This is a genomic window from Candidatus Chromulinivorax destructor, from assembly GCF_003366055.1.
Classification (GTDB): Bacteria; Babelota; Babeliae; order Babelales; family Chromulinivoraceae; genus Chromulinivorax; species Chromulinivorax destructor.
In genome coordinates this window covers 1,042,285-1,066,817 of the sequence record NZ_CP025544.1, presented here as the reverse complement: position 1 = coordinate 1,066,817, position 24,533 = coordinate 1,042,285, and the positions used below count along the sequence as shown (strand labels likewise).

23 protein-coding genes are annotated in these 24,533 nt (G+C 33.4%); 6 read left to right on the top strand and 17 right to left on the bottom strand.

Annotated elements, in window-relative coordinates:
* Positions 1-58 precede the first annotated feature (58 nt).
* The 3 genes from C0J27_RS05095 to C0J27_RS05085 all read right to left on the bottom strand — a co-directional run bounded on the left by C0J27_RS05095 (position 59) and on the right by C0J27_RS05085 (position 3,327).
* Positions 59-529, bottom strand: coding sequence for a hypothetical protein (locus C0J27_RS05095; protein WP_115586094.1), 471 nt, complete (start codon positions 527-529; stop codon positions 59-61).
* A 712-nt stretch (positions 530-1,241) separates the two neighbouring features.
* Entirely contained in the window at positions 1,242-2,675 is a 1,434-nt protein-coding gene (locus C0J27_RS05090) for a hypothetical protein (RefSeq protein ID WP_115586093.1), read from the bottom strand.
* Positions 2,676-2,928: 253 nt separating this feature from the next.
* Positions 2,929-3,327 (bottom strand): hypothetical protein, encoded by a 399-nt coding sequence (locus C0J27_RS05085; RefSeq protein ID WP_162801823.1) that lies wholly within the window; start codon positions 3,325-3,327, stop codon positions 2,929-2,931.
* A 313-nt stretch (positions 3,328-3,640) separates the two neighbouring features.
* Here C0J27_RS05085 and C0J27_RS05080 point away from each other — a divergent pair, with 313 nt between their 5' ends.
* Complete coding sequence (locus tag C0J27_RS05080) at positions 3,641-4,792, top strand: ankyrin repeat domain-containing protein (protein ID WP_115586091.1); 1,152 nt, start codon at positions 3,641-3,643, stop codon at positions 4,790-4,792.
* Positions 4,793-4,868: 76 nt separating this feature from the next.
* Here the strand turns inward: C0J27_RS05080 and C0J27_RS05075 are convergent, their stop codons facing one another.
* From C0J27_RS05075 to C0J27_RS05060, 4 genes are all read right to left on the bottom strand, one after another.
* Positions 4,869-6,308, bottom strand: coding sequence for a PhoH family protein (locus C0J27_RS05075; protein WP_115586090.1), 1,440 nt, complete (start codon positions 6,306-6,308; stop codon positions 4,869-4,871).
* Positions 6,309-6,651: 343 nt separating this feature from the next.
* Complete coding sequence (locus tag C0J27_RS05070; RefSeq protein ID WP_115586089.1) at positions 6,652-7,068, bottom strand: hypothetical protein; 417 nt, start codon at positions 7,066-7,068, stop codon at positions 6,652-6,654.
* 265 nt (positions 7,069-7,333) lie between these two features.
* Positions 7,334-7,735: a hypothetical protein gene (locus C0J27_RS05065; RefSeq protein WP_115586088.1), complete on the bottom strand. Its 402-nt coding sequence runs from the start codon at positions 7,733-7,735 to the stop codon at positions 7,334-7,336.
* Positions 7,736-7,833: 98 nt separating this feature from the next.
* Complete coding sequence (locus C0J27_RS05060) at positions 7,834-8,082, bottom strand: hypothetical protein (protein WP_115586087.1); 249 nt, start codon at positions 8,080-8,082, stop codon at positions 7,834-7,836.
* 354 nt (positions 8,083-8,436) lie between these two features.
* On the opposite strand from C0J27_RS05060, the gene thrS reads away from it, so the two are divergent.
* Positions 8,437-10,149 carry a threonine--tRNA ligase gene (gene thrS / locus C0J27_RS05055; RefSeq protein WP_115586086.1) on the top strand — a complete coding sequence of 571 codons (1,713 nt, stop codon included), beginning with the start codon at positions 8,437-8,439 and terminating at the stop codon, positions 10,147-10,149.
* Between the two features lie 247 nt (positions 10,150-10,396).
* Here the strand turns inward: thrS and C0J27_RS05050 are convergent, their stop codons facing one another.
* From C0J27_RS05050 to C0J27_RS05755, 4 genes are all read right to left on the bottom strand, one after another.
* Complete coding sequence (locus C0J27_RS05050; protein ID WP_115586085.1) at positions 10,397-10,822, bottom strand: hypothetical protein; 426 nt, start codon at positions 10,820-10,822, stop codon at positions 10,397-10,399.
* A 91-nt stretch (positions 10,823-10,913) separates the two neighbouring features.
* Positions 10,914-11,666, bottom strand: a complete 753-nt coding sequence (locus tag C0J27_RS05045; protein WP_115586084.1) for a hypothetical protein — start codon at positions 11,664-11,666, stop codon at positions 10,914-10,916.
* Between the two features lie 100 nt (positions 11,667-11,766).
* On the bottom strand, positions 11,767-12,429 hold the full coding sequence (locus C0J27_RS05040; RefSeq protein ID WP_115586083.1) for an endonuclease III domain-containing protein: 663 nt from the start codon (positions 12,427-12,429) through the stop codon (positions 11,767-11,769).
* Positions 12,430-12,484: 55 nt separating this feature from the next.
* Positions 12,485-12,745 (bottom strand): hypothetical protein, encoded by a 261-nt coding sequence (locus C0J27_RS05755; RefSeq protein WP_252120572.1) that lies wholly within the window; start codon positions 12,743-12,745, stop codon positions 12,485-12,487.
* Between the two features lie 91 nt (positions 12,746-12,836).
* Here C0J27_RS05755 and C0J27_RS05030 point away from each other — a divergent pair, with 91 nt between their 5' ends.
* The 4 genes from C0J27_RS05030 to C0J27_RS05015 all read left to right on the top strand — a co-directional run bounded on the left by C0J27_RS05030 (position 12,837) and on the right by C0J27_RS05015 (position 19,169).
* Complete coding sequence (locus C0J27_RS05030) at positions 12,837-15,542, top strand: sigma 54-interacting transcriptional regulator (RefSeq protein ID WP_115586082.1); 2,706 nt, start codon at positions 12,837-12,839, stop codon at positions 15,540-15,542.
* A 19-nt stretch (positions 15,543-15,561) separates the two neighbouring features.
* Positions 15,562-16,482 (top strand): site-specific tyrosine recombinase/integron integrase, encoded by a 921-nt coding sequence (gene xerA, locus C0J27_RS05025; protein WP_115586081.1) that lies wholly within the window; start codon positions 15,562-15,564, stop codon positions 16,480-16,482.
* Complete coding sequence (gene mrdA, locus C0J27_RS05020; RefSeq protein WP_115586080.1) at positions 16,482-18,206, top strand: penicillin-binding protein 2; 1,725 nt, start codon at positions 16,482-16,484, stop codon at positions 18,204-18,206. The genes xerA and mrdA overlap by 1 nt, the downstream gene beginning before the upstream one ends.
* Positions 18,207-18,677: 471 nt before the next feature.
* On the top strand, positions 18,678-19,169 hold the full coding sequence (locus C0J27_RS05015; RefSeq protein ID WP_115586079.1) for a hypothetical protein: 492 nt from the start codon (positions 18,678-18,680) through the stop codon (positions 19,167-19,169).
* 113 nt (positions 19,170-19,282) lie between these two features.
* On the opposite strand, the gene rpsT is transcribed toward C0J27_RS05015, so the two are convergent.
* From rpsT to C0J27_RS04985, 6 genes are all read right to left on the bottom strand, one after another.
* Positions 19,283-19,570 carry a 30S ribosomal protein S20 gene (gene rpsT / locus C0J27_RS05010; RefSeq protein WP_115586078.1) on the bottom strand — a complete coding sequence of 96 codons (288 nt, stop codon included), beginning with the start codon at positions 19,568-19,570 and terminating at the stop codon, positions 19,283-19,285.
* A gap of 16 nt (positions 19,571-19,586) precedes the next feature.
* Positions 19,587-19,790 (bottom strand): 50S ribosomal protein L28, encoded by a 204-nt coding sequence (gene rpmB, locus C0J27_RS05005; RefSeq protein ID WP_115586077.1) that lies wholly within the window; start codon positions 19,788-19,790, stop codon positions 19,587-19,589.
* Positions 19,791-19,847: 57 nt separating this feature from the next.
* Positions 19,848-20,627, bottom strand: a complete 780-nt coding sequence (locus C0J27_RS05000) for an inositol monophosphatase family protein (RefSeq protein ID WP_115586076.1) — start codon at positions 20,625-20,627, stop codon at positions 19,848-19,850.
* A 17-nt stretch (positions 20,628-20,644) separates the two neighbouring features.
* Entirely contained in the window at positions 20,645-22,564 is a 1,920-nt protein-coding gene (ftsH, locus tag C0J27_RS04995) for an ATP-dependent zinc metalloprotease FtsH (RefSeq protein WP_115586075.1), read from the bottom strand.
* A gap of 300 nt (positions 22,565-22,864) precedes the next feature.
* Positions 22,865-23,575 (bottom strand): ABC transporter ATP-binding protein, encoded by a 711-nt coding sequence (locus C0J27_RS04990; protein WP_162801822.1) that lies wholly within the window; start codon positions 23,573-23,575, stop codon positions 22,865-22,867.
* A 1-nt stretch (position 23,576) separates the two neighbouring features.
* Positions 23,577-24,458, bottom strand: a complete 882-nt coding sequence (locus C0J27_RS04985; protein WP_115586073.1) for an ABC transporter permease — start codon at positions 24,456-24,458, stop codon at positions 23,577-23,579.
* Between the last annotated feature and the right edge of the window lie 75 nt (positions 24,459-24,533).

The window sequence follows — 24,533 nt, the reverse complement described above, 5'->3', positions numbered from 1 at the left end:
TAATAAAAAAGCGGAGCTGAGATAGTACTATCTCAGCTCCGCTTTTTTATAAAAAATATTAGACGTTACACTCAGCCAATTGTTTATCAAACGCTTTGATAACTGCTGCTTTATTTTCTTCACTTTGCACTGATGCTAAACTTGTTACAAAATCTTTACGAAGTTGATCACATCGAACTTGAGATGCAGATTTTTTTATATTATCAAGGTCAACTGATAATTCTTGCTGAAATAATTGTTCTCGCTTTAAATCTTCTTGATAAGAAGCATTGCTCAAATAATCTTTTCCATATTTAACCTGCATGCAAGTTTGAAATGCTATTTTATAAACATTATTTTTTTTTGTTGAATAATGAGAAACAAATTGTTGATCAATAACTCCTGTGCTACACATACTCAAAAAATCAGCTTTTGCTTTAAGACATTTTTCAAATTCGTTTGCAGAAGATGCATTCATTCCTGTATAGCCAGCCATCATTGTTAAAATTAACCCAACATGACGCATAAAAAACATTTTTAAATTTTTCATTATATCCTTATTACAAAAAAACATTTCAATAAAATATATAGTATAAAAATACCAAATTAAAAACAATTTGTAAAAAGGTAAAGCTTTTTACAATAAACAATAGTATGATTTATTTCTCATAAGAAATTTTATTGCATCATTAAAAAAATGTACGTTATCTGAAACAAATTTTATAGAAAGCGTTTGACCCTAGGCTGTGTGAACCAAATTTAAAACTTGTGTACAATCCTACGATATCGCTTCGCTCATCTCCGGAAGCAGTGGTGGCGGCGGCCACGTTACGCTTTTTTAATGAAAAACTACGTCAATCTATGCAAAAAACGAAGCAAACTTTGAGAAATTAAACCTGGCTAAGATTTAAAAAGAGTGCATCAGGCCCACCGGCCTGCCGGCCCCCGAAGTTTTCATAGAAAACGCAGGGCAAAACTCTATAGTAAAAATTTGGTTCACTCAACCTAGGTTTTGTAGAAAAACTCAGGGAATTTGCTGGCCGGTGGGGCGAACTCTTTCTTTACATAAAAAGCATCCAGTGGCCGCAGCTACCTCTGTTTGCGCAGATAAGCGAAGCGATATGAAAGGCTTGTATCTTATTTTTAAATTTTGCTGACACAGCCTAGATTTTGTTAAGTTTTCAACATAACTTTAACATTATTTTGAATGGCTTTGTAAAAAGTTTGTTATGTTTCTCATAACTCAACCAAAGCTAGTTTTATTAGATCTGTGTATCATACTGATCATAAAAAGCCATACAATGACATGTCCATGATAACCAATCTAATAAAGATCTCGTAACTATTTCAGTTGAAGACATTTCAAAATCATACTTTGCCCTTTCTTTACCAGCTAACTGATAAACTATATCTCCAGAAATTACACCATGCTTTAAAACTTCTTGCGCTATTTTATCTACAATATCTTTGTTTGCATATAAATTTAGATATGCTTCTTCATAACACTCTTCAACTAATTTTTCAATATATTCTAGCCGCTCTCCCGGAATTTTTATGACACGAGACTTTAACTTACTTTTAGAACACTCAGGAATCATAATAAAGTCTTTACATAGTAAGTAATGCATCAATTCTTTACTAACGCCACGCATATCGCTACTTATATTGCATTCATATCTTTCTTGAAACTCTGCATAACTTAATTTTTTATTCTCTAGAATCATCTGCCCAATACCACCTGCTAAAAAAATTCTAATTCTTCTTTTCATAAAATCTAATCTTTCGGCATGGTCATAAAATTCATCTTGTAATGAAGTACTTCTTCTTTGCTCAAATTGAGTATTAAAGAAACAAGCGCCTCCTATAAGTCCACTTCCTTTAATTGAAACTTGACTTAGAATTAAATTTTTATTTGCACAAACAGCTTCAAATGCATGAGAAGATTCATGCCAAGCATATTCTAATTTTTTATTTGAATTAAAAATATGTGTATCAATTACGTCACGGAGAGTTATAAGCCATTCATGAATTTTAAGAATCATATCAATAAGTTGCTGATTATTTACACCTAGCAACTGATACATTTCAACTTGATTCCTAAAATTAAATCCATTAAAGATGGTAGCCTGATAAAAATTATTCATAGTAATAATTTTTGATCTATCTTGGTAAGCAAATTCATGTAATTTTTTTAAAAAAGAATCCCATTCTTCATGAGATATCTTAGACAAACAACGTACAGCTAATTCATAATTAAAATTTTCATCGACACTAAGCTTTAAAGCTTTTTTTAAATATACAATTCGTTGCTCATCAGAAATTAATTCCGACCACAATAAACCTTCAATTAAAACATCTTGAGATTCATACTGATCTTGAATAGCAAATTCTTCTAATATTTCTTTTGTAGCTGTATAAAGACCAGCTACTCCACATTGATCTTTTTTATTTTTTAAATGAGCACTTGTTCTTAATTGTGAATATACAGGATTGTAACTTAACGATTGTACATTTACAGCAGGACTAAAAGATTGATTAACCATAGGATTATTATGTTTATTATGTACATAATATCCAGCTAAAACAGCTTTTGCTAAAGTGGTAGAATCTATTGCTGTTTTTTTCCAATTGGCAATCGATTGTTTACTTCCAAAGATTAATAAAATTATGAGTAATTTTATATAATTTTTTTTCACAGGCATAACCTTTTTTATTTTCAGTTTAAAATTTTTATAGACATAGAAATATCTGTAATAAAAATACCAAGTAAAGCATACATTGTAAAAAGGTAAGACCATTTATAAAAATAACTTTGCACCAATGTTTTCAATGTGAGTAATAGCAATTTAAATTCATAACAAAAAGGCTTGCATGAAATGTTTCATACAAGCCTTTTAATATTTTTAAAACAAGTAGTTTATTTTATAATTTTTTGCTCAAATTTTTTATTTATGCAAGAGAATTTAAACGAACTTGATCTTGCTTGTAGGCTATAGCTATCGCTATTGTTTCTTTAGAAATTAAAGATGCCTTTACTTTGCCATTATGCACATCAGCTTGAGTATATAATCCACAGTCAACAACTTTTTGGTAACGAGCTAAAGCAGCATCTTTTTGCAGCTGAGTATAATCATGCAAATTAATTGTTACATTTTTCGTTTCAACTACTTTTTCATATGATGAAAAACTACCTGGGGCCAGGGATGGTAATATTTCTGAACCAGGTTTACTTAAACGACAACAAAACAACTCTGCTCCAGCGTTGCAAAGTTCTGTAACGGTAGGAAAGCTACTATATGAAAACGATGGAAATAATGTAGCTACCAAAAACATTGTCATTTTATTCATACAAACAATCGATTTACAAAAAAAATTTATTAAATTTATACCAAAACACATCGTACCAGATTTCATTACAATAACAATCATAGTTCTGTATTTTGAAATCCATACTATATGATACAGATATCTATATTTTGAATGTGAACTGATTTTACATTTCATCTTTTTATTACGATGATTTATAACTTTCTTTATCTTATCACACCTGAATGCAAATCAAGCCTACATCACTTGCTATGTATAAATTAATTTTGCTAAGATTAATACAAATATAAATATAAAAAAGGATCAGTATGGAAAAAAATTAATAATATTACTTATGATGTCTTTACAGCTAACAATAAAGATAGATGGTTCAGAACAAATTGTAACACCAGCGCAAAATCGACAAGATATTATTGATCTTGCAATGGAATCTCATAATTATAGAGATTTAAAACAAGATCTTGCATTTTTAGAGTCACAAGGTTTACTTGAACTTCATTCATTTTTTAATGTATTAAACCAAAATATTACTGAATCAGACGATGCTACGTTTGATGAAGTAATTGAAAAAGCTCAAGATCTGATAACTGAACAGATGAAAGAATCATTTATATCAACAATCAAGCAAGCTCTTTATGATAATAAGCCATTAGCTAATTATATAAATTATGCCACAAGCCCTGTTGGAGCAATAGAAATTCCATTATTTACGTATATTATGCAGCGAAAAAACAGAGATGAACAGTTAAATAATATGGTAAAAGAATGGTTATTTGAATGGGGCAACCAAATAACATATGGAGAAAGTCCATTACATATTGCATCTAAAAAAAATCATACAGAAATTATAAATCTTTTACTTCAAGCAGCTGTAAACGTTGATATTAAAACCATCGATCGTATCCCCGAAGAACAATCTATGTATTCATTTGATCATATACATGCATACGATGCAAATAATTATGTTGGAGCGACTCCATTATTAATCGCAGCTCAAAATAATAATATAGAAATTGTAAAAATTTTACTCACAGCAGGCGCAAAACCTAATATTCAAACAACTTATACAGGAATCAGTCCATTAATAATGGCAGTTTTTCAAGGCAATACAAAAATTGCAGAACTTTTAATTACAGCGGGTTCAGATGTTAATCTTGCAACAAGCAAGAACGGCTGGCTTCCGTCATATTTATATTTAGATTACAGAAGATATTCTGGCGCTACGCCTTTATTCATAGCAGCTCATAAAGGCGATAAAGAAATGGTAAAACTTTTAATCAAAGCTCAAGCAGATGTTAACCTTCAAACAACTGATGATAAAGCTACACCTTTATTAATAGCTGCTCAATCAGGTTTTACAGAAATAGTGCAATATTTAGTCGATGCAGATGCAAACATTAATTTACAAAACACTCATGGACAAGTTGCTCTAAATGTAGCAATAACAGATGAAATACGTGAAATTATCAGATCAGCTCAAAATTAGAAAACATCTTTAAATATTTCAAAATGAAAAAGGCGATTATGTACTAATCGCCTTTTTCATTTTGAAATATTTAAATTTAGAGTAGCTCTTGTACTAATCGACTTAATTCGCTACGTTCTGATTTTGGCATAAACACACTACCAAATAAGGACTGCCCACGGAATCTGTCGGTTGCAATAACCAATCCGTTGGTTGAAAAATCTAAGTATGGTACGTCAATTTGATACGGATCACCAGCTAAAATAATTTTACTGCCTTCACCAACACGACTTAATAATGTTTTCACCTCGTGAGCTGTTAAATTCTGCACCTCATCAATCAAAATAAACTGATTAGGTATCGAACGACCACGCATGTAGGTAATTGCTTCTAAGCTCATTTTTCGCTTTTGAATTAATTCATCAAGAGAACGGAACTCTTTTTCTGGAACATCTTTGTAATAACCTTTGCCGCCATGACGACCCTTAACAAAACGTTTTTTATTAAAGTGATGATCTTCTTCGTTCCAATTACGATCGTATCCTTTTTCATGGTGGTACGATGATTCATTTTTACGACGATCTGCAATCATGTGCGTAATTAAATCAACGTTATCATAAATCGGTTGCATCCAACCGTGTAATTTTTCTTGTACATCACCTGGTAAAAAGCCTATATCATGGCCCAATGGCACAACCGAACGAGCTATCATCATTTTTAAATAATCTTCAGTTTCTAAAACCTGATGTAACCCTGCAAGCACGGCCAAGAAAGTTTTTCCTGTTCCAGCTGGCCCAGTTAATGAAATCATTTTAATGTCTTGATCAAATAATAAATCAAGCGCCATAATCTGATGCACGTTACGAGCAGTGATTGGCCAGTTGACTAATGCTGATTCAACGTTCTTAAATTTACCTTGTCCAAGATATCTAAAAACTCGTTGATTATGAGGATTATTCAAACTCGATAACACAACAAATTCATTAATAAACAATGTTTCTGCATCCGCCAAATCTTTTAAAATTGTTGGCTGAGTTTGTCGTAATTCATTACTCGAAATTGCATGCTCTCTCCAGCCTTTGTAGTAATTATCAACAAGAACTAACCCTTGTAAATAATCTTGCGCTTCAATACCAAGCACATCAGCTTTTACACGAGCGTTAATATCTTTGGTAACAAAGACGACATCACGACCCTGCTCTTTAAGATAAGCAGCATTTAATAATATTTTATTATCTGCAACATTAACACCAAAAACAGATTTTTGACGGCATTCAGTTTCAAATAAAACTTGAATAAATGAGCCGTTATCTAGTTCAACACCATCAGAAAGATTCCCTTTTGATCGAAGTTGATCAAGATGACGAGTAATTAATCGAGCATTGGTTCCACGACTACTATTTTCAACTTTAATTTTATCCAGCTCTTCAAGAACGGTAACAGGTATACCTAAAATGGCATCTTTAAAACGAAAAATCGCTTCGGGATCTTCAACCAAAACGTTGGTATCAAGAACATAAATTTTTTTATCTATCATGAGATCCTTATCTTTTCTATACTTTTTTTAAATTCAAAAATGTTAAAAGTAGAATATATCTACACGTATGAATATAGATCAGAAATAAAGAGTTTGATACAAAAAAAATTCAATATTCTTATAAGAATCTAAGAATACACTACTTTTCCAAATTGATCCTTACACAAATAGTAAAAAGCAATGCACGTTTCGATGCATTGCTTTTTACTATACATACAGCAATTTCATACTTACTATAAGTTTTTATTGCATACCATACATTATGATTTTTGCTATTTTTAAAATAGCTTTTCATCGTAAAAAATGATAACGCTACAAGTAAAAATGCCCAAAAGTCGTTTTTTTAATAATATATTTTATAAGAATTCAAACGAGCTTGGAGTTTTTGATTTAATTCAGATCGATCGTCATTGGTAGTTGCGTACTTTAAATCATCTTTTATTTTTACAATTGTTGGGTCATACAATTGATATGTTGATTTAATTTTTGCTGCCATATAAGCATTAAATTTTATTGATTTACTTGTTTCTCTGGATTGATCAACTAATAATAAAACAAATGTATCATCTGCGCCATTACAAATTGCTTGGACAATAGCTTTATCAACTCCACGAGCAAGAGTAAAGCAATGAGTTTTTGGATTTATAGCAATTAACCCTGTGTTAAGCATGTGCATTTTATCATCGTCAGTAATCTGACTACAATGAACAGAATTAAAACCTATAAGACTAACTATGATTAAAAATATTTTATTCATCATGAAAATTCCTTAAAAAAACTAAAAAATATAATGAGCATGGACGACAAAGCACATGCTCTTAAAACTATCTGACAAAAAACACGAAAAAATAAAAGTATGTGAGCGATTACAATATTTTATATATGTAATTAAACAACAAATACAACGTAGCACTTTGAGCATATGAGAATCAATAGATGAAAAAATAACATACATGCCATACGACAAAAAATAGATACTCCGCTACAAACATAACGAAATATCTATTTTTTAAAATTTAATACAACTATTTATTTAATATAGCATGCATGATCCGCTTGCATCGCTTTTTTTCTTCGTCACTTGTACCTTGCGCATTATATTTATTTTGCAAATCTATATAGCAAGGAGAACTCATACGACAATTATCGCTGATACCCTTGCTAAATTGTGCAGCAACACCAAAATGTGGGCTCAAGCGCGATTGTTCTACTACTTGAAACACCTGATCTTCTGATATACGGCCATTACGACATAAAGCTGTCATTTGATACCCATCATTACGAATTTCTTTATTATAAGCATGCAATTGCTTAGTTAAATTAGATTTCATAGCAAAAGGAATAAATTGCATACTTTGCTTATCTTCACTTGCCTGCAAAGAGCCTGCAAGCGCAATCATTATGAATGCTATTAAATTTGTTTTCATAGTATTTCTTTCTTTATTCTTATTATAAAATTAACAACCCCGGACTTTCATCCAGGGCTTAATAACCTAGCGTTTTTCACTATTAAAAATAAATATAATTATTTATTTTTAATTAAATTCAAAACTCTTTCGCATTTTGCTTTCATTGATCGTAAAGCTAAAATTTCTTGTAATGATAAGTCAGATACTTTTAACTCATTATCAAGCGTATTAAGCTTGTCTTGCCAATCTAAATTCTGAACGTTTTTTTTGACGTCTCTTACACGTGGTGATCCGCACTCTTGTTCACTTGCATGCAAAGAACTCATGACCCCAAGCATCATACACATCATAAATTTATTTTTCATACTATATCCTTTAATTTTTTAGGTGACTTTTTTGTTTTTACAAATTGAATATTACACATCTTAATAATATCACAAACTGAAACTAAAACAACTGGCCAGCTAACAAACAAAGATGTTTTATTGAAAAGACTTCAATGACTCAAAGAATTATTATGAGAACACAAAATTTTTGCACCAAGAAAAAAATAAAAAAATTGCCCAAGACAATAATAATCAGAACAAACACGTTTAAGATCATGCATAAATTTGTTTTTTTCATCAATTCGATTTATCCTACAGAATAGAATATAAAGGGCTCCCATTAGCAAAATTCAGACATTTATACAAAAATGGCTAACACAAAAGGATTGATTCATGGAACATGATAAAGATTTAGAAATATTGCGACACTCGACAGCCCATTTACTTGGTCAAGCTGTCATTGAACTATTTCCAAATACAAGATTAACCATTGGACCTGCAACCAGCAGTGGCTTTTTTTATGACTTTCAACCAGAAACCAATTTTAAAGAAAGCGATCTTGAACTTATCTCCGCTCGTATGACTGAACTTGCACAAAAAAATTTAGAAATTACCCATGAAGAAATTTCAAAAGAACGAGCTCGTGAAATTTACAAAAACAATCCATTCAAGCTTGAATTAATCGACGGTATTCCTGGCGACACAGTAGGATTCTCTCGACAAGGTGATTTTTATGACCTATGTCGTGGTGGCCATGTAAAATCAACTGGTTTACTTAAGAATTTTATGCTGACTAATATTTCCGGCTCATACTGGCGAGCAGACCGCGAAGGCACACCGCTGCAACGCATCAGCGGCATAGCATTTCCAACAGCAAAAGATCTTCGTATGTTCCTGCAACGTCAAGAACAAGCTGCAAAATATGATCATCGTAAACTTGGTAAAGAAATGGACCTGTTTTCTTTCCAGGAAGAAGGCGTTGGTTTCCCGTTTTTTCATCCAAAAGGTAAACATATACTTAACAGTTTACAAGCGGTTATGAGAACAATTTGGACGAAGAACAACTATCAAGAAGTTTCAACACCCATGATGCTTGATTCAGAATTATGGAAGCAATCAGGACACTACGCACATTATAAAAATAATATGTACTACTGTAATATCGATGAAAAAACCTATGCAGTAAAACCAATGAACTGCCCTGGCGCGATCATGATTTACAAAGACAAGCCTCGTTCATTTCGAGAGTTACCGTTAAAAATTGCTGAATTTGGTCACGTGCATCGTCATGAACTATCAGGCGTTTTACACGGATTATTTAGAGTTCGCGCTTTTACGCAAGATGATTCTCATATTTTCTGTACAGCAGACCAAGTAGAAGAAGAGATTATCAAAGTTGTTGCAATTATTGATCAACTTTTAAACCTTTTTGGTTTTAATGAGATTAAATATGCAATTTCAACCAAACCAGAAAATGCAATGGGTAGTGATGAGTATTGGGATTTAGTAACGAACGCTTTAAAACAAGCATTAACTAAAGCTAACAAAGACTTTATTGTGCAAGAAGGCGAAGGTGCTTTTTACGGACCAAAAATCGAAGTGAAAATCAAAGATTCAATGGATCGTCAATGGCAATGTTCAACAGTACAAATTGATCCGTTCCAGCCTCAAAACTTTAATATTTCCTACGTAGCATCTGGTGGAGCAAAACAACAGCCGATCATGATTCATCAGGCTAACTTTGGTTCACTTGAAAGATTTTTTGGAATTTTACTAGAACACACCAAAGGTCATATGCCTTTTTGGTTGGCTCCAGTACAAGTTAAAGTGTTGCCTATTACTGAAAAAGAAAAAGCGTACGCGCAATCAATTATGCATAGCCTAGCTGCTCAGGGTTTGCGTGTAGAACTTGACGATTCAGCAGAGCCATTATCTGCAAAAATCAAAGTTGCTCAACTTGACCGTATTCCATGGATGCTGGTAGTCGGTGAAAAAGAATTAGAATCTGACACCATCACCTTGCGACATGTTTCGGGCAAACAAGAACAAAACTTGACGCTTGAAAATATTTTAGAAAAAGCAAAACTTCTAGAATTATGTCTCTAGGCTGTGTGAACCAAATTTACATGTGCAAAAAAACCTACGATATCGCTTCGCTCATCTCCGGAAACAGTGGTGGCGGCGGCCACGTTACGCTTTTTTTAATGTAAAGAAATAGTGCATGAGGCCCACCGGCCAGCAAATTCCCGGAGTTTTCGTAGAAAACGTAGGGTAAATCTTTAAATTAAAAATTAAGGGCGGAACTTTATAGAAAGTTCCGCCCTTTTTCATGTCAATCAAAAATCATTTATTTTTACAGTGCATCTTCATCTTCAATACATGAAAATTTTAAAATATTTACCAGATGTGTATTACCAGCTTTACTTGCTTTATCGATAGCCATAGAAATTGCTAATTTTTTATCATTTTCAAAGGCTGCAGCTAGTATGCTTTTTACGGCACATTCATTATCAGCCACAACTGCAATTTCAAGCGGTGTTAACCCGGAAACTTTTTCAACTTTCGTTAATAATTTTGGTCGTGTTGTAACATATTCTTCAACATGATTTCTACCCTCTTCAATTGACTGAGCAAAATTTGCCATCGATGAATAATGAACTTTTTTTATAAGCGCATGATCAGATTTTTCAACCTTATGATTGTGTGATTTTTTATGCTCAGGAGCAGCTTGTAACTGAAAACATACTAAGCTTACTACAAAAAAGAATGAATATTTCATATAACAATTCCTCTACTTTATAAAAATTTTTAATAAAAAAATCAGATGGGTGCAATAATATGCAATCCATCTGATGTCAACGTAATTTATACTACAATAATTCTGGCCATATACCATCTTCTCGATGCTGAACTGTTATTTTGCAAGGTGATGTATCAAATAGATCATACGAATATTCTAATGATTTAGTTATCATGTTTTGCACATCATTACTCGTTGTTATTAATCCTGCTGCTATATTATTTTTTAATTGCAAACACGCATCATACGACAAATAACCTTGTTGATATAAATGTATAACATACGCAGTTAATGCCACCATAGCCACTGTTGCAATCGCTGTTTGACCAGGATTAAAGTATGCCCATGCGCCATACTGAAACGGCACTCCATGATCAATCAAAGCTTTATATATTTCATACGTTTTACAATAGTTTAATACAGTATTACCCGCATGGTCATACGCCTTAAGCTGTGCACCAGCTGCAACGAAAGCATTAATATCTATAACTGTTGTACTCATACATGCCGCAAGATCTTTTTTGCAATCTTGTAATGCTTGAATGTCTTTATCCATACAAGAAGCTTTTCGACACAATACGGTACTATAGATAGGTTCATTATGAATGCGACCTAGGTAGACTGTGCGATATTCATAACAAGTATCAAATAAACAAGCAACCTCTTGTTGCTTTGCTGCAATGACTATTTCTTGCAATATAACATAATTCATAAGCTCTGTTCTACCAAAGTCATCACGAATATCTAACTCTTGAGCGTGTAATCCTATGCAAGCTCCAGCCATTAAAATTACACTCACAAGCTGTTTTGAAAAATTAATCATAAAAAAGATCCTACATCATGCAATAAAATACAAATAAGAAACATGTAACTATAATAACACTATAACAAGCACAACACATTTATCAAAACCAGTTACATTTTCAGCGATGCTTAAACACACCAAAACGATCACAAACATCTACTAACGGGCACTTTGAGCAAAACGGTGATTGAGCGGTACACATAGTTTGGCCGAGCATAACAAGCAAACGATTCCACTCTATCCAATATTTTTTAGGCAATACTATTTGCAATGCTTGCTCTGTCTGCTCTACAGTGTCAGTTGCAATAATACCTAACCGGTTTGATATACGATGGACATGCACATCAACACAAATAGCAGGTATGCCAAAAGCTTCAGCTAAAACAAGATTAGTTGTTTTTAAACCAACTCCTTTAATCGACATGAGCTCATCTTTACTGGAAGGAACTTTACCAGCAAAGCGATTAAGTAAATCTGCACTCACGCTATGGAGCAAAGCTGCTTTCGTTTTATAATAGTTAACAGGGCGAATAATAGATTCAATATCTTCAATGGATAACAGTAACATCTGCTCAGGAGTATGAGCACGAGAAAAAAGTTTAAGAGACACAGGTAACGTCACCTTATCTTGAGCTCGTAAACTTAAAAGACAACTGATTAAAATTGGGTAAGGATTACTTGGATACGCTTGACTTATTGATAAAGTCATAGGCGGAACTGCGTGAAGAGTAGCTTTTTGCAGTAATTGAATTAATAAATCAATAGAGAAACTACTCTTCATTTTTTTTCAATTTGTAGGTAAATATATGACTGCTCATACATACAAAAAACAACTCTTATTTACCTGTTGTTGAAGAACTTCCACTTCCAGAACCTGTAGAACTTCCTTCTCCTGAACTTCCACTTCCAGAACCTGATGATCCTCCTTTTCCTGACTCAGCACTTGTCGGAAGGCCTTGACATACAGTTTCATTTTTTGATCCTGTGTAGTACGCATCTACTTGATTAACATTCACGAATGAAAAAAATGCTATCAAAACAAAACTTGCAGATTTTGACAAATCCAGTAAGTTAGAAATAAGATATTTTATATTCATAAATATAATTTCTTCCGTCAAATTTAATAAAATGTTAATATCTAGTAATTACAATGAGTATAGTAACCATATAACATAAAATCAAATTTTTATGATCAATTTAATCGATTTTATAACTATATTTTCTAGCGACCTATTTTGTCTTTATACAGAAATAATAGGGTGTATTGTATCAATTACTATAGGTTTTTTATTAATTAAAACTTATATACGTCATAATGAACTTACTCAAAAACAGGCTCCTGCTTTTTATTTTTTATTAATAGTAATATTTGGCATGGTTATGGCAAATATCTGTTGGATCCTGAGATATTCTTTCGATTTATCCATTATTTCTATCGACGAAAAGTATGTCCTGCACTTTATTATTCTTGGATGGATTATAAGCTTTATTCAATATCAAAGTTTAGGTCTCTTTATAGAAAATCTTTTAGAAAAAAAATTCACCTTTCGATGGTATCAAAAACTATTTGCTGCTATCAATAGCGTACTCATTCCAATTTTTGTACATATTACAACACTTGGAATTTATAAAAAAACTGGATTTATTTCACTTGATGCCATGTATCAATTTGCATCATTGTATAGATTTTTTATTGTAACACCTTCGATTATTACCGTGTTAATAAAACTTCACCAGAAAAACTTACCCATCATTTTAAAAAAACAGCTCACGATATTTTTACAATATATTATGCTGCCGTATCTATTTATTGAATTTTTGCAATATGTTCCACTTTTTGGACCACAAGGCAACCAAGCTGATATTTCTGGTATTATTCCAGCAGTTTCAACAATACTCATGACTATTGCTATCATTTTTTTTAGTATGCATGTCACACGATTTCGTTTTTTAAATTTTTCAAACAAAGTGCAAGATCGATCAAAGACTTCTCTTACCGGAAGTTTTAAGAACACGATTGAACATCTAAGTCTAGCAACAACTCCACAAGAAATTATTTTTATTACTCAAATCTTTTTTAAAGAAAATTTTCAAATAGCGCCAGAAAATGTTTGCCTTAATTTTCGCAACAACCAAGAAATATGCTCAAATAATAATGAAGCTTCCTGTAGCTCGATAAGCAATATTATAGAATCATTTATCAACACTGATTATGAAGCGGTCAACCTGTTAAAACAGTATAGAATTTTAGTTGCTGACGAAGTCATGTTTGATGCGTTTTATACAGCAGATAAAAACCAGCACACACTTTCAAATTTCTTAACAAAAATATCTAGTGAGATATTTTTACCAATGTATGACAAAAACACGATTATTGCTTACTTAACTATTAATCGTAGCAACACTCACAAATTTTATAGCATTGCAGAGCAAAATAAAATTGTTATTTTTGGAACTTTTCTTGCCAGTGCAATCAATATTATGCACAACAGTAACATCTTAACGTTGCTGCAAGAAAGCAAAAAAATTAAAGAAGATTTATACCTAAAACATCAGGAAATTAATCAGTACAAAGAAAGTATTAAAATTTTATTAAAACAAAAAACCAATGCTCAAATTGGTGTTCTGTTCTATAAAAATGGTAAATTTTCGCTTGGTAATGAAACGTCACAAAAACTTTTACCAATTAATTTAAATCATCAAACAAAACATCCGACAACTATTACGATTGCAAAGCTTGCAGAACAAGTTGAATCATTTAGAACGATTCAATCTCGATTTTTGTACGACAACAATAATAGACAATTAATGATTACCGGGGTGCCCCATCTTGATCATAATGGTGGTGTTATTTTTACTATTCATTACCCAGACACTTCTGATATTATTAAAACTCATATTGATCAGTTACAAGATCCATCCCAAATCGATTATTTACTCTACTTAGAAACAACCAAATCTGGTAAATTAATTAATCAAATTATTCCAAGCAATAGCGAAATACTTCTTAATTTTAAAATAAAATTATTAGAAATCTCGATGAGCAAAAAAGCAACGTTTCTACAAAGTCATAGTGACGACCTTTTGTCGATTGTTGAGATTATTCATCATATTAGCTTACGAAACACACTGCACATTTTAGACTTAAAACCAACTTCGAGCAATCATAACCTTGCTATGAAACTCTTTGGGTTAAACCCAATTTTAATGCAAGATCAAGAAGAATCCTTGCTCAAGAAATTAGACAAAACCGGTACACTATTTATTAAAAATATTGAATTACTTGATCTTGAAACACAAAACAAGCTTGCTCACTTTATCAAATACGGTATCTTTACCATGGTAAAAAGCGAACAAAAAATATCAAGCGACGTGAGAATCATCTGCTCTATGAGTCAAAACCCTCAAGTGCTTATTGATCAAAACAAGCTTTCTATAACACTGTACAAAGAACTTGCTACAACAACACTTGCACTTCCTTCATTACTGACTATGGAAGAAACAGAGCTGCAAGAACTTATTGACGGCTTTGCGCACCAAGCAATTGAAGAAAGTAATTTTACGACATTACTGCAAATCTCTAAACGAGATAAAGAGCAGTTAATTGATCGTAGACCTGCAAGTTTACAAGAATTCAAATCGAAGATTCAACATCTACTTGCGCAAAAATCAAAAGAAAATCATATTTTCCATGAAACTCATTTTGATCCTGAATTTAACGTTACCAATCCAAAACTGTTACAAGCTGCTAATCTTGGTAAACATGCGTTAAAAGATGCTGAAATCATGTCGATGCTATGGCAACAATTTCAATGCCAAAGTAAAATAGCACAATTTTTAGGTGTTAATAGATCTTCAGTTAATAGACGTTGCAAAGAATATAACCTTTTATAACACACCCACTAAAGGACGTATGAACTACCTTGATGCTCTAGAAAAAAAAGCTGATTTTCTTGTTTATGTACAAGTAGAACGTAATTTAACAGCAAACACATGTAAATCATACGCAAGTGATCTTCATCAATTTTTTTCTTTTTGGGAAAAAATTAATACTGAATCTGAGCAAGGTATTACTATCAAAACAGCGCTTGAACGGTTTTTGATTTCTATGTTTCATAAAAAAACACAAAAATCATCAATGGCACGTAAAATATCATGCTTTACATCTTTTGAACGTTTTTTAAAAGCATGCGGTATTTCAATTGAACTTCGACTGACACGACCATCGATAGAAAAAAAACTTCCTACGTATTTAACAACTGATGAAATTTTCTATTTACTAGATACAGTCCAAGATGCTGATCTTGGGTCATTACGACCTATTAGAGACAAAGCTATATTTGAAACATTTTATGCAACTGGCATACGATGCTCTGAATTAACTCAGATAAAAATTGAAGATATTAATTTTAATGAAAAAACTATCCTGATCACTGGCAAAGGCAGAAAGCAACGCTACGTACTGTTTGGTGAAAAAGCTAAACATAAGATCTTGCAATATATTCACGATGAACGAATTTTCAATGATAAAGGTGACACAACCTTGTTTTTAAATCATTCAGGAGCAGGACTTACCAGTCGATCGATTCAGAAAATTTTTACCATGTTTAGTAAACATTTAACGGTACGAAAACATCTTTCACCGCATAAAATTCGCCACTCATTTGCAACGCATCTTTTAAATGCAGGACTTGATTTGCGAGCATTGCAAGAGCTTTTGGGTCATGAATCACTTTCAAGCACCGAAAAATACACGCACGTGACAACAAAAGATTTACAAACTATGTATGACACATTGCATCCCATCAATTCGATGATGGCAACGCTAAAATAATGCGGTACAGAAGTCAAGAATCAACAAAAAAACTGAGTTTAATTGGTATAACTTCGTTTGTTTTTTTTCTTATTATTTTTGGACGATTATTGTATCTACAAGTCTATCATCATCAACGACTTGATAAAATAAGCCAAAAAAACTTCACTCGCATCAAAAACATAGAACCTTTACGCGGTAATATTCTTGATTGTAAAGGTAATTTACTTGCCACGAATCGACCTATTACACAAATCGATTGGATTGGAACCGGTACCGGTAAATTAACAACATCGCAACGTACTATGTTACAAAAAATTGAAGCAATTTTACAAAAATACAACTATCCAATCATAGCACCACTTTCAAAAATTAACCGTGCAGAAAAATTTGGAACAGTAGTTCGACTTGGCTGCGATCTTAACATCCAAGCTTTAAGTGAAATTTCTGAACAGTGCGCCGACAGTGAAAACATCAGCATCACCACAAGCTTTAAACGTTTTTACCCCAACAAAAATCTGGCATGCCACATACTTGGCTATCTTGGTGATCTTGATAGCACACACACACAATCTGCTGGTAAAATGGGACTTGAACTTATATTTGAAGAGTCTTTAAAGGGTAAGCATGGTACCACAACTAATATTATTAATTCATTTGGTAAAAATCTTCATAAAACACCTTTAACAAACTCGCAATCGGGCAGAAACCTGATACTAACACTTGATATATCGCTGCAAGAGCTTGCTGAATTGACAATGCCTGATGATCTTGCAGGAACGTTTATTTTGCTTGATCCTCAAAATGGAGCAATCAAAGCACTGGTATCAAAACCGGGATTTGACCCCTCAATATTTCTTAAGCCTATTTCAACAGAAGAATGGAAGCAACTGCAAACAAATCGCCCTTTTATTAATCGAGCATTTAACGCATCCTACCCACCTGCATCTATTTTTAAACTCGTGACAATATCAGCTGCCCTGGAAAACGATATTATTACTCCAGAATCAACATTTTTATGTCATGGCTACACAACGTTTAAAGGTCGTAAATATTATTGCAACAATCGCTGGGGACATGGAAAATTAACAATAAAAGAAAACCTTGTCCACTCATGCAATATTGCATGTTATGAAATAGCAAAAAAAATATCGATTGATACGATTGCTGACTATGCATACCGATTTGGCCTTGGTGTAAAAACAAATATTATGTTTCCAGAATCATCGGGGATTGTTCCATCAAATGAATGGAAACGAGTCGTAAAAGGTGAACCATGGTGGAAAGGTGAAACTTTATCTGCAGCAATAGGTCAAAGCTTTTTGCTTGCAACCCCTATTCAAATTGCCTGCATGGTCGGTTCAATATTTCAAGGGTATTTGGTTAAACCAAGAATATTACAAGAAACTGAAGTTGTGACAACTTGTCTTGATGTAAAGCAATCAACGCTTGATGTTTTACAAGATTCTATGAAATCAGCAATTGTCAGTGGATCTGCAAAAAATTTAAATCGATTAAAAAATATTACCGTCTATGCAAAAACTGGAACAGCACAAACTAAAAGCCGAGTGATCGATACGAAAGAAAAACAGGATAACTGCCATGCATGGTTTGCAAGCTATTTTTATTATCAAGATAATGATCCTTTAGTCATGATCATTTTACTTGAAAATGCTGGAAGCTCTACGGTTGCAACAAGCGTTGCTCAAAAGTTTCTTTCTCGTTACATGAAAAGCTTAAAATAAATATATACAAGACCGTATAGCAAGGCTGAGTAAACCAAATTTAAAAATTAAGATACAAATCTATGACACCGTTTATCTCATCTTTAAACACATCTTTGGCAGCCTCTACTCTACGCTGTGTGAACCAAATGTACATGTGCACAAAAACCTACGATATCGCTTTGCTCATCTTGGCAAACAGTGGTGGCGGCGGCCACGTTACGCTTTTTTCATGACAAACTACGTCAATCTATGCAAAAAATAAAGCAACCTTTGAGAAATTAAACCTGGCTAAAATTTAAAAAGAGTACATCAGGCCCACTGGCCTGCCAATTCCCGGAGTTTTCGTAGAAAACGTAGGGCAAAACTCTCTCGTAAAAATTTGATTGACTCAACTTCATCTTAATTTGACAAATGACAGCATCTATTTTTTAATGATAAGCCTGAGTACCAATGAATTGTAAATTTGTTTTTTACCTGAAGGATCTGAATATGAAAAAGCTATTTTCTCACATTATTTTTATCAGCGCTCTTACTTGCTCAAATTACATGAATGCTATGTTCAATAGCAAAGCTGCATCGATGGCATCATCTAAAATTTCAACCGCTGCACGCCGTGCAATATCATCACACCCTAAATACAAATCTGCTGATTCGTTAAAAACATATACTATTGATGGTGCAAAAGGAGTCATCGGTGGATCTATAGGTGCAGGAATTGGACTTATAGCTGGCGGAAGTGCAGCTATTATTACAGGGCTAATTGTAGCTCCTCCATGTCATCTTGCAAACATCGATGTTGATGTAAAAGAAATTGAATCATTTACAAGCCCTGCTTTCGTAGCTACAGGCGGGTTAATTGGTTCTGCTGCTGCAGGGGGTGTTCCTGGTGTTGCTGCTTATGGGGCATTACTTGCAACTGCATACGCTGTTGGAAAGTATAAAGCTCAACATAATATCGTTAACCAGAACTCTAAAAAATAGCAAATTTTCATATTTTTATGACAAAAAAATAGGTATATCAGTGATGATATACCTATTTTAAATTTTTATATGCAATGCAAGCACCACATAAATTTTTCGCTACCAGAAGCTAATTACTTAGCAGCTGCTGCTAATGCATTCGCTGCATTTACACGTTTAGCTAAACGAGAAATTTTGCGAGCTGCTGTGTTGCGGTGTAAAAGGCCTTTACCTTTTGCACGTGCAATTTTAGCTTGAGCATCATTGAACAATACTTCAACATTTGCTGTTGTCGATGTTGTTTCAATTGCTGCCATAACTTTTTTAACTGCAGTTTTGATTGAAGAACGGCGAGAACAGTTGTTCATGCGACGTTTTTCATTTTGCAAAACGCGTTTTTTTGCTGATTTATTATTAGCCATTGATAAAACCTTACCCTTAGATTACTTTTGTTATTTTACCAGCTTTAACACATTTCGTGCAAACTGCGCCACGCTCAACAATAACTTTTGGACTTGATGTACGAACAAAACGCATTTTGTGCACATTCGGATAAATCCAACGTTTAGTTTTGTTATTTGCGTGACTTACATTATTACCGACATGTGGTCGCTTGTCGCAAACAGAACAAATTCTTGCCATTTAATTAACCTTATTATCAAAATAAATTCTATTACTTTTAGTTTACTACAATGAAAATTAATTACAAATTTTGCTATCAACAATCATATAAAACTGTTTAAAAATCGAAGGATGTCCAGCAATAAACCTACCACTTATGCTTTTGTCACTTGATTTTATCTTCCAGTCTACCATTCCACCAGCTTGCTCAATTAACAACATTCCTGCTGCTACATCCCACCAAGCTATATTTTCAAATACTATAAAATTAAGATACCCAGCTGCTACGTACACACTATCAAGCCCTGCACAACCAAAATACCGATTTGATATTTGCAAATTGTTACAACCACTTTTAAGCTCCTGCTGTAATTTTATATGTTTAAGTTGAAGATCATCAACCACAACTAAAACACCTGTATTTTCAAAGTTTTGATCCTGTATAGCAATTTTATTTTTACCATTCAACCAGGCACCTAAACCTTTTTCTGCATAATACAGATCTTTGGTTATAGGATTATAAATCGCTCCAACAATTGGCTCTCCACGAAATGTTAATGCGATACAAATACAAAAATGAGGAATTCCTTGAATAAAGTTTTTGGTCCCATCTAAAGGATCAATAATCCACATATATTCTCGGTCTTCATTTTGAGCCCCAGACTCTTCAGCTACTATACCTGCATCTGGCATGATTCGCAAAAGTTCCTGTTGCAAAAAAATTTCATTTTCAATATCAACATTTGTAGCAAGAGAACCATCTATTTTGCAATAAACTTCTAGATCTTGGCGAAAATATTGCATAACCAGTTGCCCGGATCTGACCATAATATTTTCAATTTGATCGAAATATTGCATACAACTCCACTACAATATTAGACCAATTTTACAATATCAGGTTGAATCATTCCTAAAGCTTCATAAATTTCAGAAGCTTCAACCATTTCTTTTTCTAAAAGCAATGCTGCTAAAATTTCTAATTTATCACGGTGCTCCACAAGCAATGCATATGCTCGTTGATACTCTTGTTCTAATATTTTTGCAACTTCGACATCGATTTTAGCTTGAGTTGCATCTGCAATATGAGATCGATCATATACAACCATTCCTAATGCTTGTGTCATGCCAACATGAGCTACTGAATAGTATGCAACTCTTGTAGCCTGAGCAAAATCACTGCTTGCTCCAGTCGTCATAACATTACATGCTAACATTTCTGCTGCTCGTCCACCCATACAGATACAAATATCAGCTAAATTCTCTTCAACTGTTTTTAAATATTTTTCTCTATTTGGTAAAGAACACGTAACACCAAGTGAACCACCTGACCGAGGAGTAATAGTAACTTTATGCAAAGGACTCGTCAAGTCACCCATTAAAATGTTAATGAGTGCATGGCCACCTTCATGGTACGCAGTTATTCTTTTTTCTTCATCAGTCATAACAATAGTTTTAGCTAATTTACCAAGTAATTTAGAGTATAAAGCTTCATCAAATTGCACCATAGTAATCTGCGTCAAACCTGCTTTAGTTGCTAAAATAGCCGCAGTGTTAATGTAATTAGCTAAATCAGCACCAGTGTAACCAGTTGTTGCGCGAGCTAATTTTTTCACATCAATATCAGATGCTATTTTTACTTTTTTCAAATGTACATGCAAGATTTCTTCACGCGATAATAAATCTGGCACTGGAACATTAACAATTCTGTCAAAACGGCCAGGACGTAACAATGCTTTATCTAAAACATCAGCTCTGTTTGTTGCAGCCATAACAATGATTGGTTCTTCATTAACTTCAAAACCATCCATCTCTGTTAACAACTGATTTAATGTTTGCTCACGTTCATCACTGCCACCATTTCCGCTGCCATTACGTTGGCGCCCTACCGCATCAATCTCATCAATAAATACGATGCATGGAGCATTACGTTTTGCTTGTGCAAATAAATCACGAACACGAGATGCACCCACACCAACAAATACTTCAACAAAATCAGAACCGCTCACACTAATAAAAGGACATTGAGCTTCACCTGCTACAGCACGGGCAAGCAATGTTTTACCTGTTCCAGGTTCACCTTGCAGTAAAACACCACGAGGAATTTTTGCACCAATTTTACGATATTTACCTGGATTCTTTAAAAAATCTACAATATCAAAAAGCTCTTCTTTTGCTTCATGAGCACCTGCAACTGAGGTGAATTTTTCTTTAATAGTATTTGGCATAAAAATTTTAGCACGGCTTTTGCCCATGTTAAATAGACCGCCGCCACCTTGGTTATTATTGCCTTTACCTTGTTTATTAAGATACCAAGCAGAAAGAAGACCTAAGCTGACTAACAACAAAACTAATAAAATAACATACCAAACGTTTGTTGGCGCAGCAGGAGGTATAATTTTATACGTCACGCCATGTTTATCAAGTAGATCAAAATCACCATCTCGTTGAACTATCGTCGCTTGAAAATTTGGATCATCTGTATTTTTTGATTCATGACCAAGCATGGTACCAGAGATAACAAATGATTTGCTCTGATCAGCAGATGACAGAGTTACTTGGAAAAACTGGTCATTTTTAAATACGCCATCAATATGTTGGCCAGAAATCGTAACTGACTTTACTTCATCAGCACGAACTTTTTCTATATATTGCTTATACGTTAAATCACTCATATTTCGTGCATAATCAGTTAATTGAGTTAAAACACTCAATAAGCCAACAAGCACAATGATTGCTATAAATAACGCTTTAGGACCACCGAAAAATGATGGTTTTTTAAATGGTTTTTTTGACATAGTGAAGGTAACCTTTTCTGATGTTATTTAAAAAATCTTTGGATACTTCAATCATGAATGTACCCTTGCAACAACAAAGATACTGTTGCATTTTTATCACGAAACAATCGATAACTCATTAATTATAATCAAATTTCGACACTCTGTCGACAAACTTTACACACAGAAAATCTTTATTCAACTCTAAAAATGAAAAACCTCATACGCACCTGCGATATCGCTTTGCTCATCTCCGGAAACATGGTTGCGGCTGCAACTATACGCTTTTTTATACTAACAATATTTGATACTGCATAAACATCATATTTTTGAAGAAACAAAATTGATAGCTCGTTTGCCATCATGTTGTACAAGCTCAAAATAACCTGATGGAGCATAAGTATCTACCAATTCTTGGTTATGGACAATTGCTATAATTGTCATTCCTTGCTCAACGCATAAATTTTGCAAAAAGCTCATAACTAGTTTCGTATTTTCTTCATCTAATGCTGCTGTTGGCTCATCTAAAAGTAATATTTTTGGGTTACGTTCAAGCATCATGAGCATTGATAAAATTTGTCGCTGCCCACCAGATAATAATGAAACTGGTATCGTATAATCAATTCCATACTCATCAAGCAACTTTGGCAATGCGACTATCTTTGGCAAACTTACTAATGATGGATATGCAGACATCTGAGCAAATTGTAAATTTTCATACAACGAGTATGAATCAACAAGCAACTCATCAAACTTTTGTGGTACAAATGCGACAGCTTTACTCATGGTATCTGGTTGACAAAAGTCATACACATCACAATTAATATGTAATGTCCCCTGTAACTGATGGTCTGGACTCATATTACCAGAAAAAATTTTAAGCAACGTCGATTTGCCAACACCATTTTTACCTTGAATAAAATTAAGTGTTCCTGGCACAAAATCAACATGCAGCTTATCAAAAAATTTTTTACTATTTTTGTTAAATGAAAATGTAAGATCATGCACAACAATTTTGTTACCTAGTTTCATATTACACTCCCAACTGATCATGATGATCATTATTTTTTGTAGACGTCATCAATAAAATAACAAGCACGAGCAACGATTGCATCATCGTAAAATATTTTAAATTAAATCCAATCTTTAAGAGCATTTGTTGCAGTGCAAAATAAGTTATGACACCAGTGACGGGGATCATGATTGAACTTTTTTTAGATGCGATACTTGATCGACCCAAAATGAGCGCGGTAATACAAAATAGTGATTTACCAATTCCCATATTGAGCTCAATTAAATTACTTGTTTGTGCAAATAAAAATCCTGCTAACCCTGCAAGACCATTTGAGATCATCATGCCAGTTATAAACACATACGAAGTTGCAATACCAAAATGTTTAAAAAATTTTGGATTGTGACCAAATATTGCAAAACTATACCCAAGCTGCGTGGTTAAAAGATAGCTGATTATCAAGGTCATGATGATTCCAACCATACCAAGGGCACATAATTCAGGATACAGAGCAAAGTAAGGAAAAAGCATGAACCCATTATCATATGCAGCTAATGATTGATACGCTGGCGAACAGAATTGAAAAATTCCATGAAACAGGCCAAACGTCATAATAGCTGAGAGCAAATGAGGAATTTTACCAAATGAAGTCATGCAACTTGAACAAAGACCTACCAAAGCACCCCCACACATCGCTGCAATAATAGTCAGAACAAACGTTACTCCAAGAGGATACCCTACAAGGTATGATAACGCTGTTGTTCCAGCTAAACCACCCATAAGATATGCTGATTCTAAACTTAAATCTGGCACTTTTAACAAAGAAAAACTTATATAAGCACCCAATGCTAAGGGCAAATATATAAACGACTGCTCAAGCACAATCATGATAAAATTATACATTTTCAAACCTTTTTTATCTCATCAAACACAAGGGCTTGTTTTGGTAGGATATCGCAAGCCCCTGTGTTCTATTTT

Excerpts from the sequence above, each read along its gene's own strand:
- C0J27_RS05095 (WP_115586094.1), bottom strand. The coding sequence starts at position 529 with ATGAAAAATTTAAAAATGTTTTTTATGCGTCATGTTGGGTTAATTTTA.
- C0J27_RS05085 (WP_162801823.1), bottom strand. The coding sequence starts at position 3,327 with ATGAATAAAATGACAATGTTTTTGGTAGCTACATTATTTCCATCGTTT.
- C0J27_RS05080 (WP_115586091.1), top strand. The coding sequence starts at position 3,641 with ATGATGTCTTTACAGCTAACAATAAAGATAGATGGTTCAGAACAAATT.
- C0J27_RS05075 (WP_115586090.1), bottom strand. The coding sequence starts at position 6,308 with ATGATAGATAAAAAAATTTATGTTCTTGATACCAACGTTTTGGTTGAA.
- C0J27_RS05070 (WP_115586089.1), bottom strand. The coding sequence starts at position 7,068 with ATGATGAATAAAATATTTTTAATCATAGTTAGTCTTATAGGTTTTAAT.
- C0J27_RS05065 (WP_115586088.1), bottom strand. The coding sequence starts at position 7,735 with ATGAAAACAAATTTAATAGCATTCATAATGATTGCGCTTGCAGGCTCT.
- C0J27_RS05060 (WP_115586087.1), bottom strand. The coding sequence starts at position 8,082 with ATGAAAAATAAATTTATGATGTGTATGATGCTTGGGGTCATGAGTTCT.
- thrS (WP_115586086.1), top strand. The coding sequence starts at position 8,437 with ATGGAACATGATAAAGATTTAGAAATATTGCGACACTCGACAGCCCAT.
- C0J27_RS05050 (WP_115586085.1), bottom strand. The coding sequence starts at position 10,822 with ATGAAATATTCATTCTTTTTTGTAGTAAGCTTAGTATGTTTTCAGTTA.
- C0J27_RS05045 (WP_115586084.1), bottom strand. The coding sequence starts at position 11,666 with ATGATTAATTTTTCAAAACAGCTTGTGAGTGTAATTTTAATGGCTGGA.
- C0J27_RS05040 (WP_115586083.1), bottom strand. The coding sequence starts at position 12,429 with ATGAAGAGTAGTTTCTCTATTGATTTATTAATTCAATTACTGCAAAAA.
- C0J27_RS05755 (WP_252120572.1), bottom strand. The coding sequence starts at position 12,745 with ATGAATATAAAATATCTTATTTCTAACTTACTGGATTTGTCAAAATCT.
- C0J27_RS05030 (WP_115586082.1), top strand. The coding sequence starts at position 12,837 with ATGATCAATTTAATCGATTTTATAACTATATTTTCTAGCGACCTATTT.
- xerA (WP_115586081.1), top strand. The coding sequence starts at position 15,562 with ATGAACTACCTTGATGCTCTAGAAAAAAAAGCTGATTTTCTTGTTTAT.
- mrdA (WP_115586080.1), top strand. The coding sequence starts at position 16,482 with ATGCGGTACAGAAGTCAAGAATCAACAAAAAAACTGAGTTTAATTGGT.
- C0J27_RS05015 (WP_115586079.1), top strand. The coding sequence starts at position 18,678 with ATGAAAAAGCTATTTTCTCACATTATTTTTATCAGCGCTCTTACTTGC.
- rpsT (WP_115586078.1), bottom strand. The coding sequence starts at position 19,570 with ATGGCTAATAATAAATCAGCAAAAAAACGCGTTTTGCAAAATGAAAAA.
- rpmB (WP_115586077.1), bottom strand. The coding sequence starts at position 19,790 with ATGGCAAGAATTTGTTCTGTTTGCGACAAGCGACCACATGTCGGTAAT.
- C0J27_RS05000 (WP_115586076.1), bottom strand. The coding sequence starts at position 20,627 with ATGCAATATTTCGATCAAATTGAAAATATTATGGTCAGATCCGGGCAA.
- ftsH (WP_115586075.1), bottom strand. The coding sequence starts at position 22,564 with ATGTCAAAAAAACCATTTAAAAAACCATCATTTTTCGGTGGTCCTAAA.
- C0J27_RS04990 (WP_162801822.1), bottom strand. The coding sequence starts at position 23,575 with ATGAAACTAGGTAACAAAATTGTTGTGCATGATCTTACATTTTCATTT.
- C0J27_RS04985 (WP_115586073.1), bottom strand. The coding sequence starts at position 24,458 with ATGTATAATTTTATCATGATTGTGCTTGAGCAGTCGTTTATATATTTG.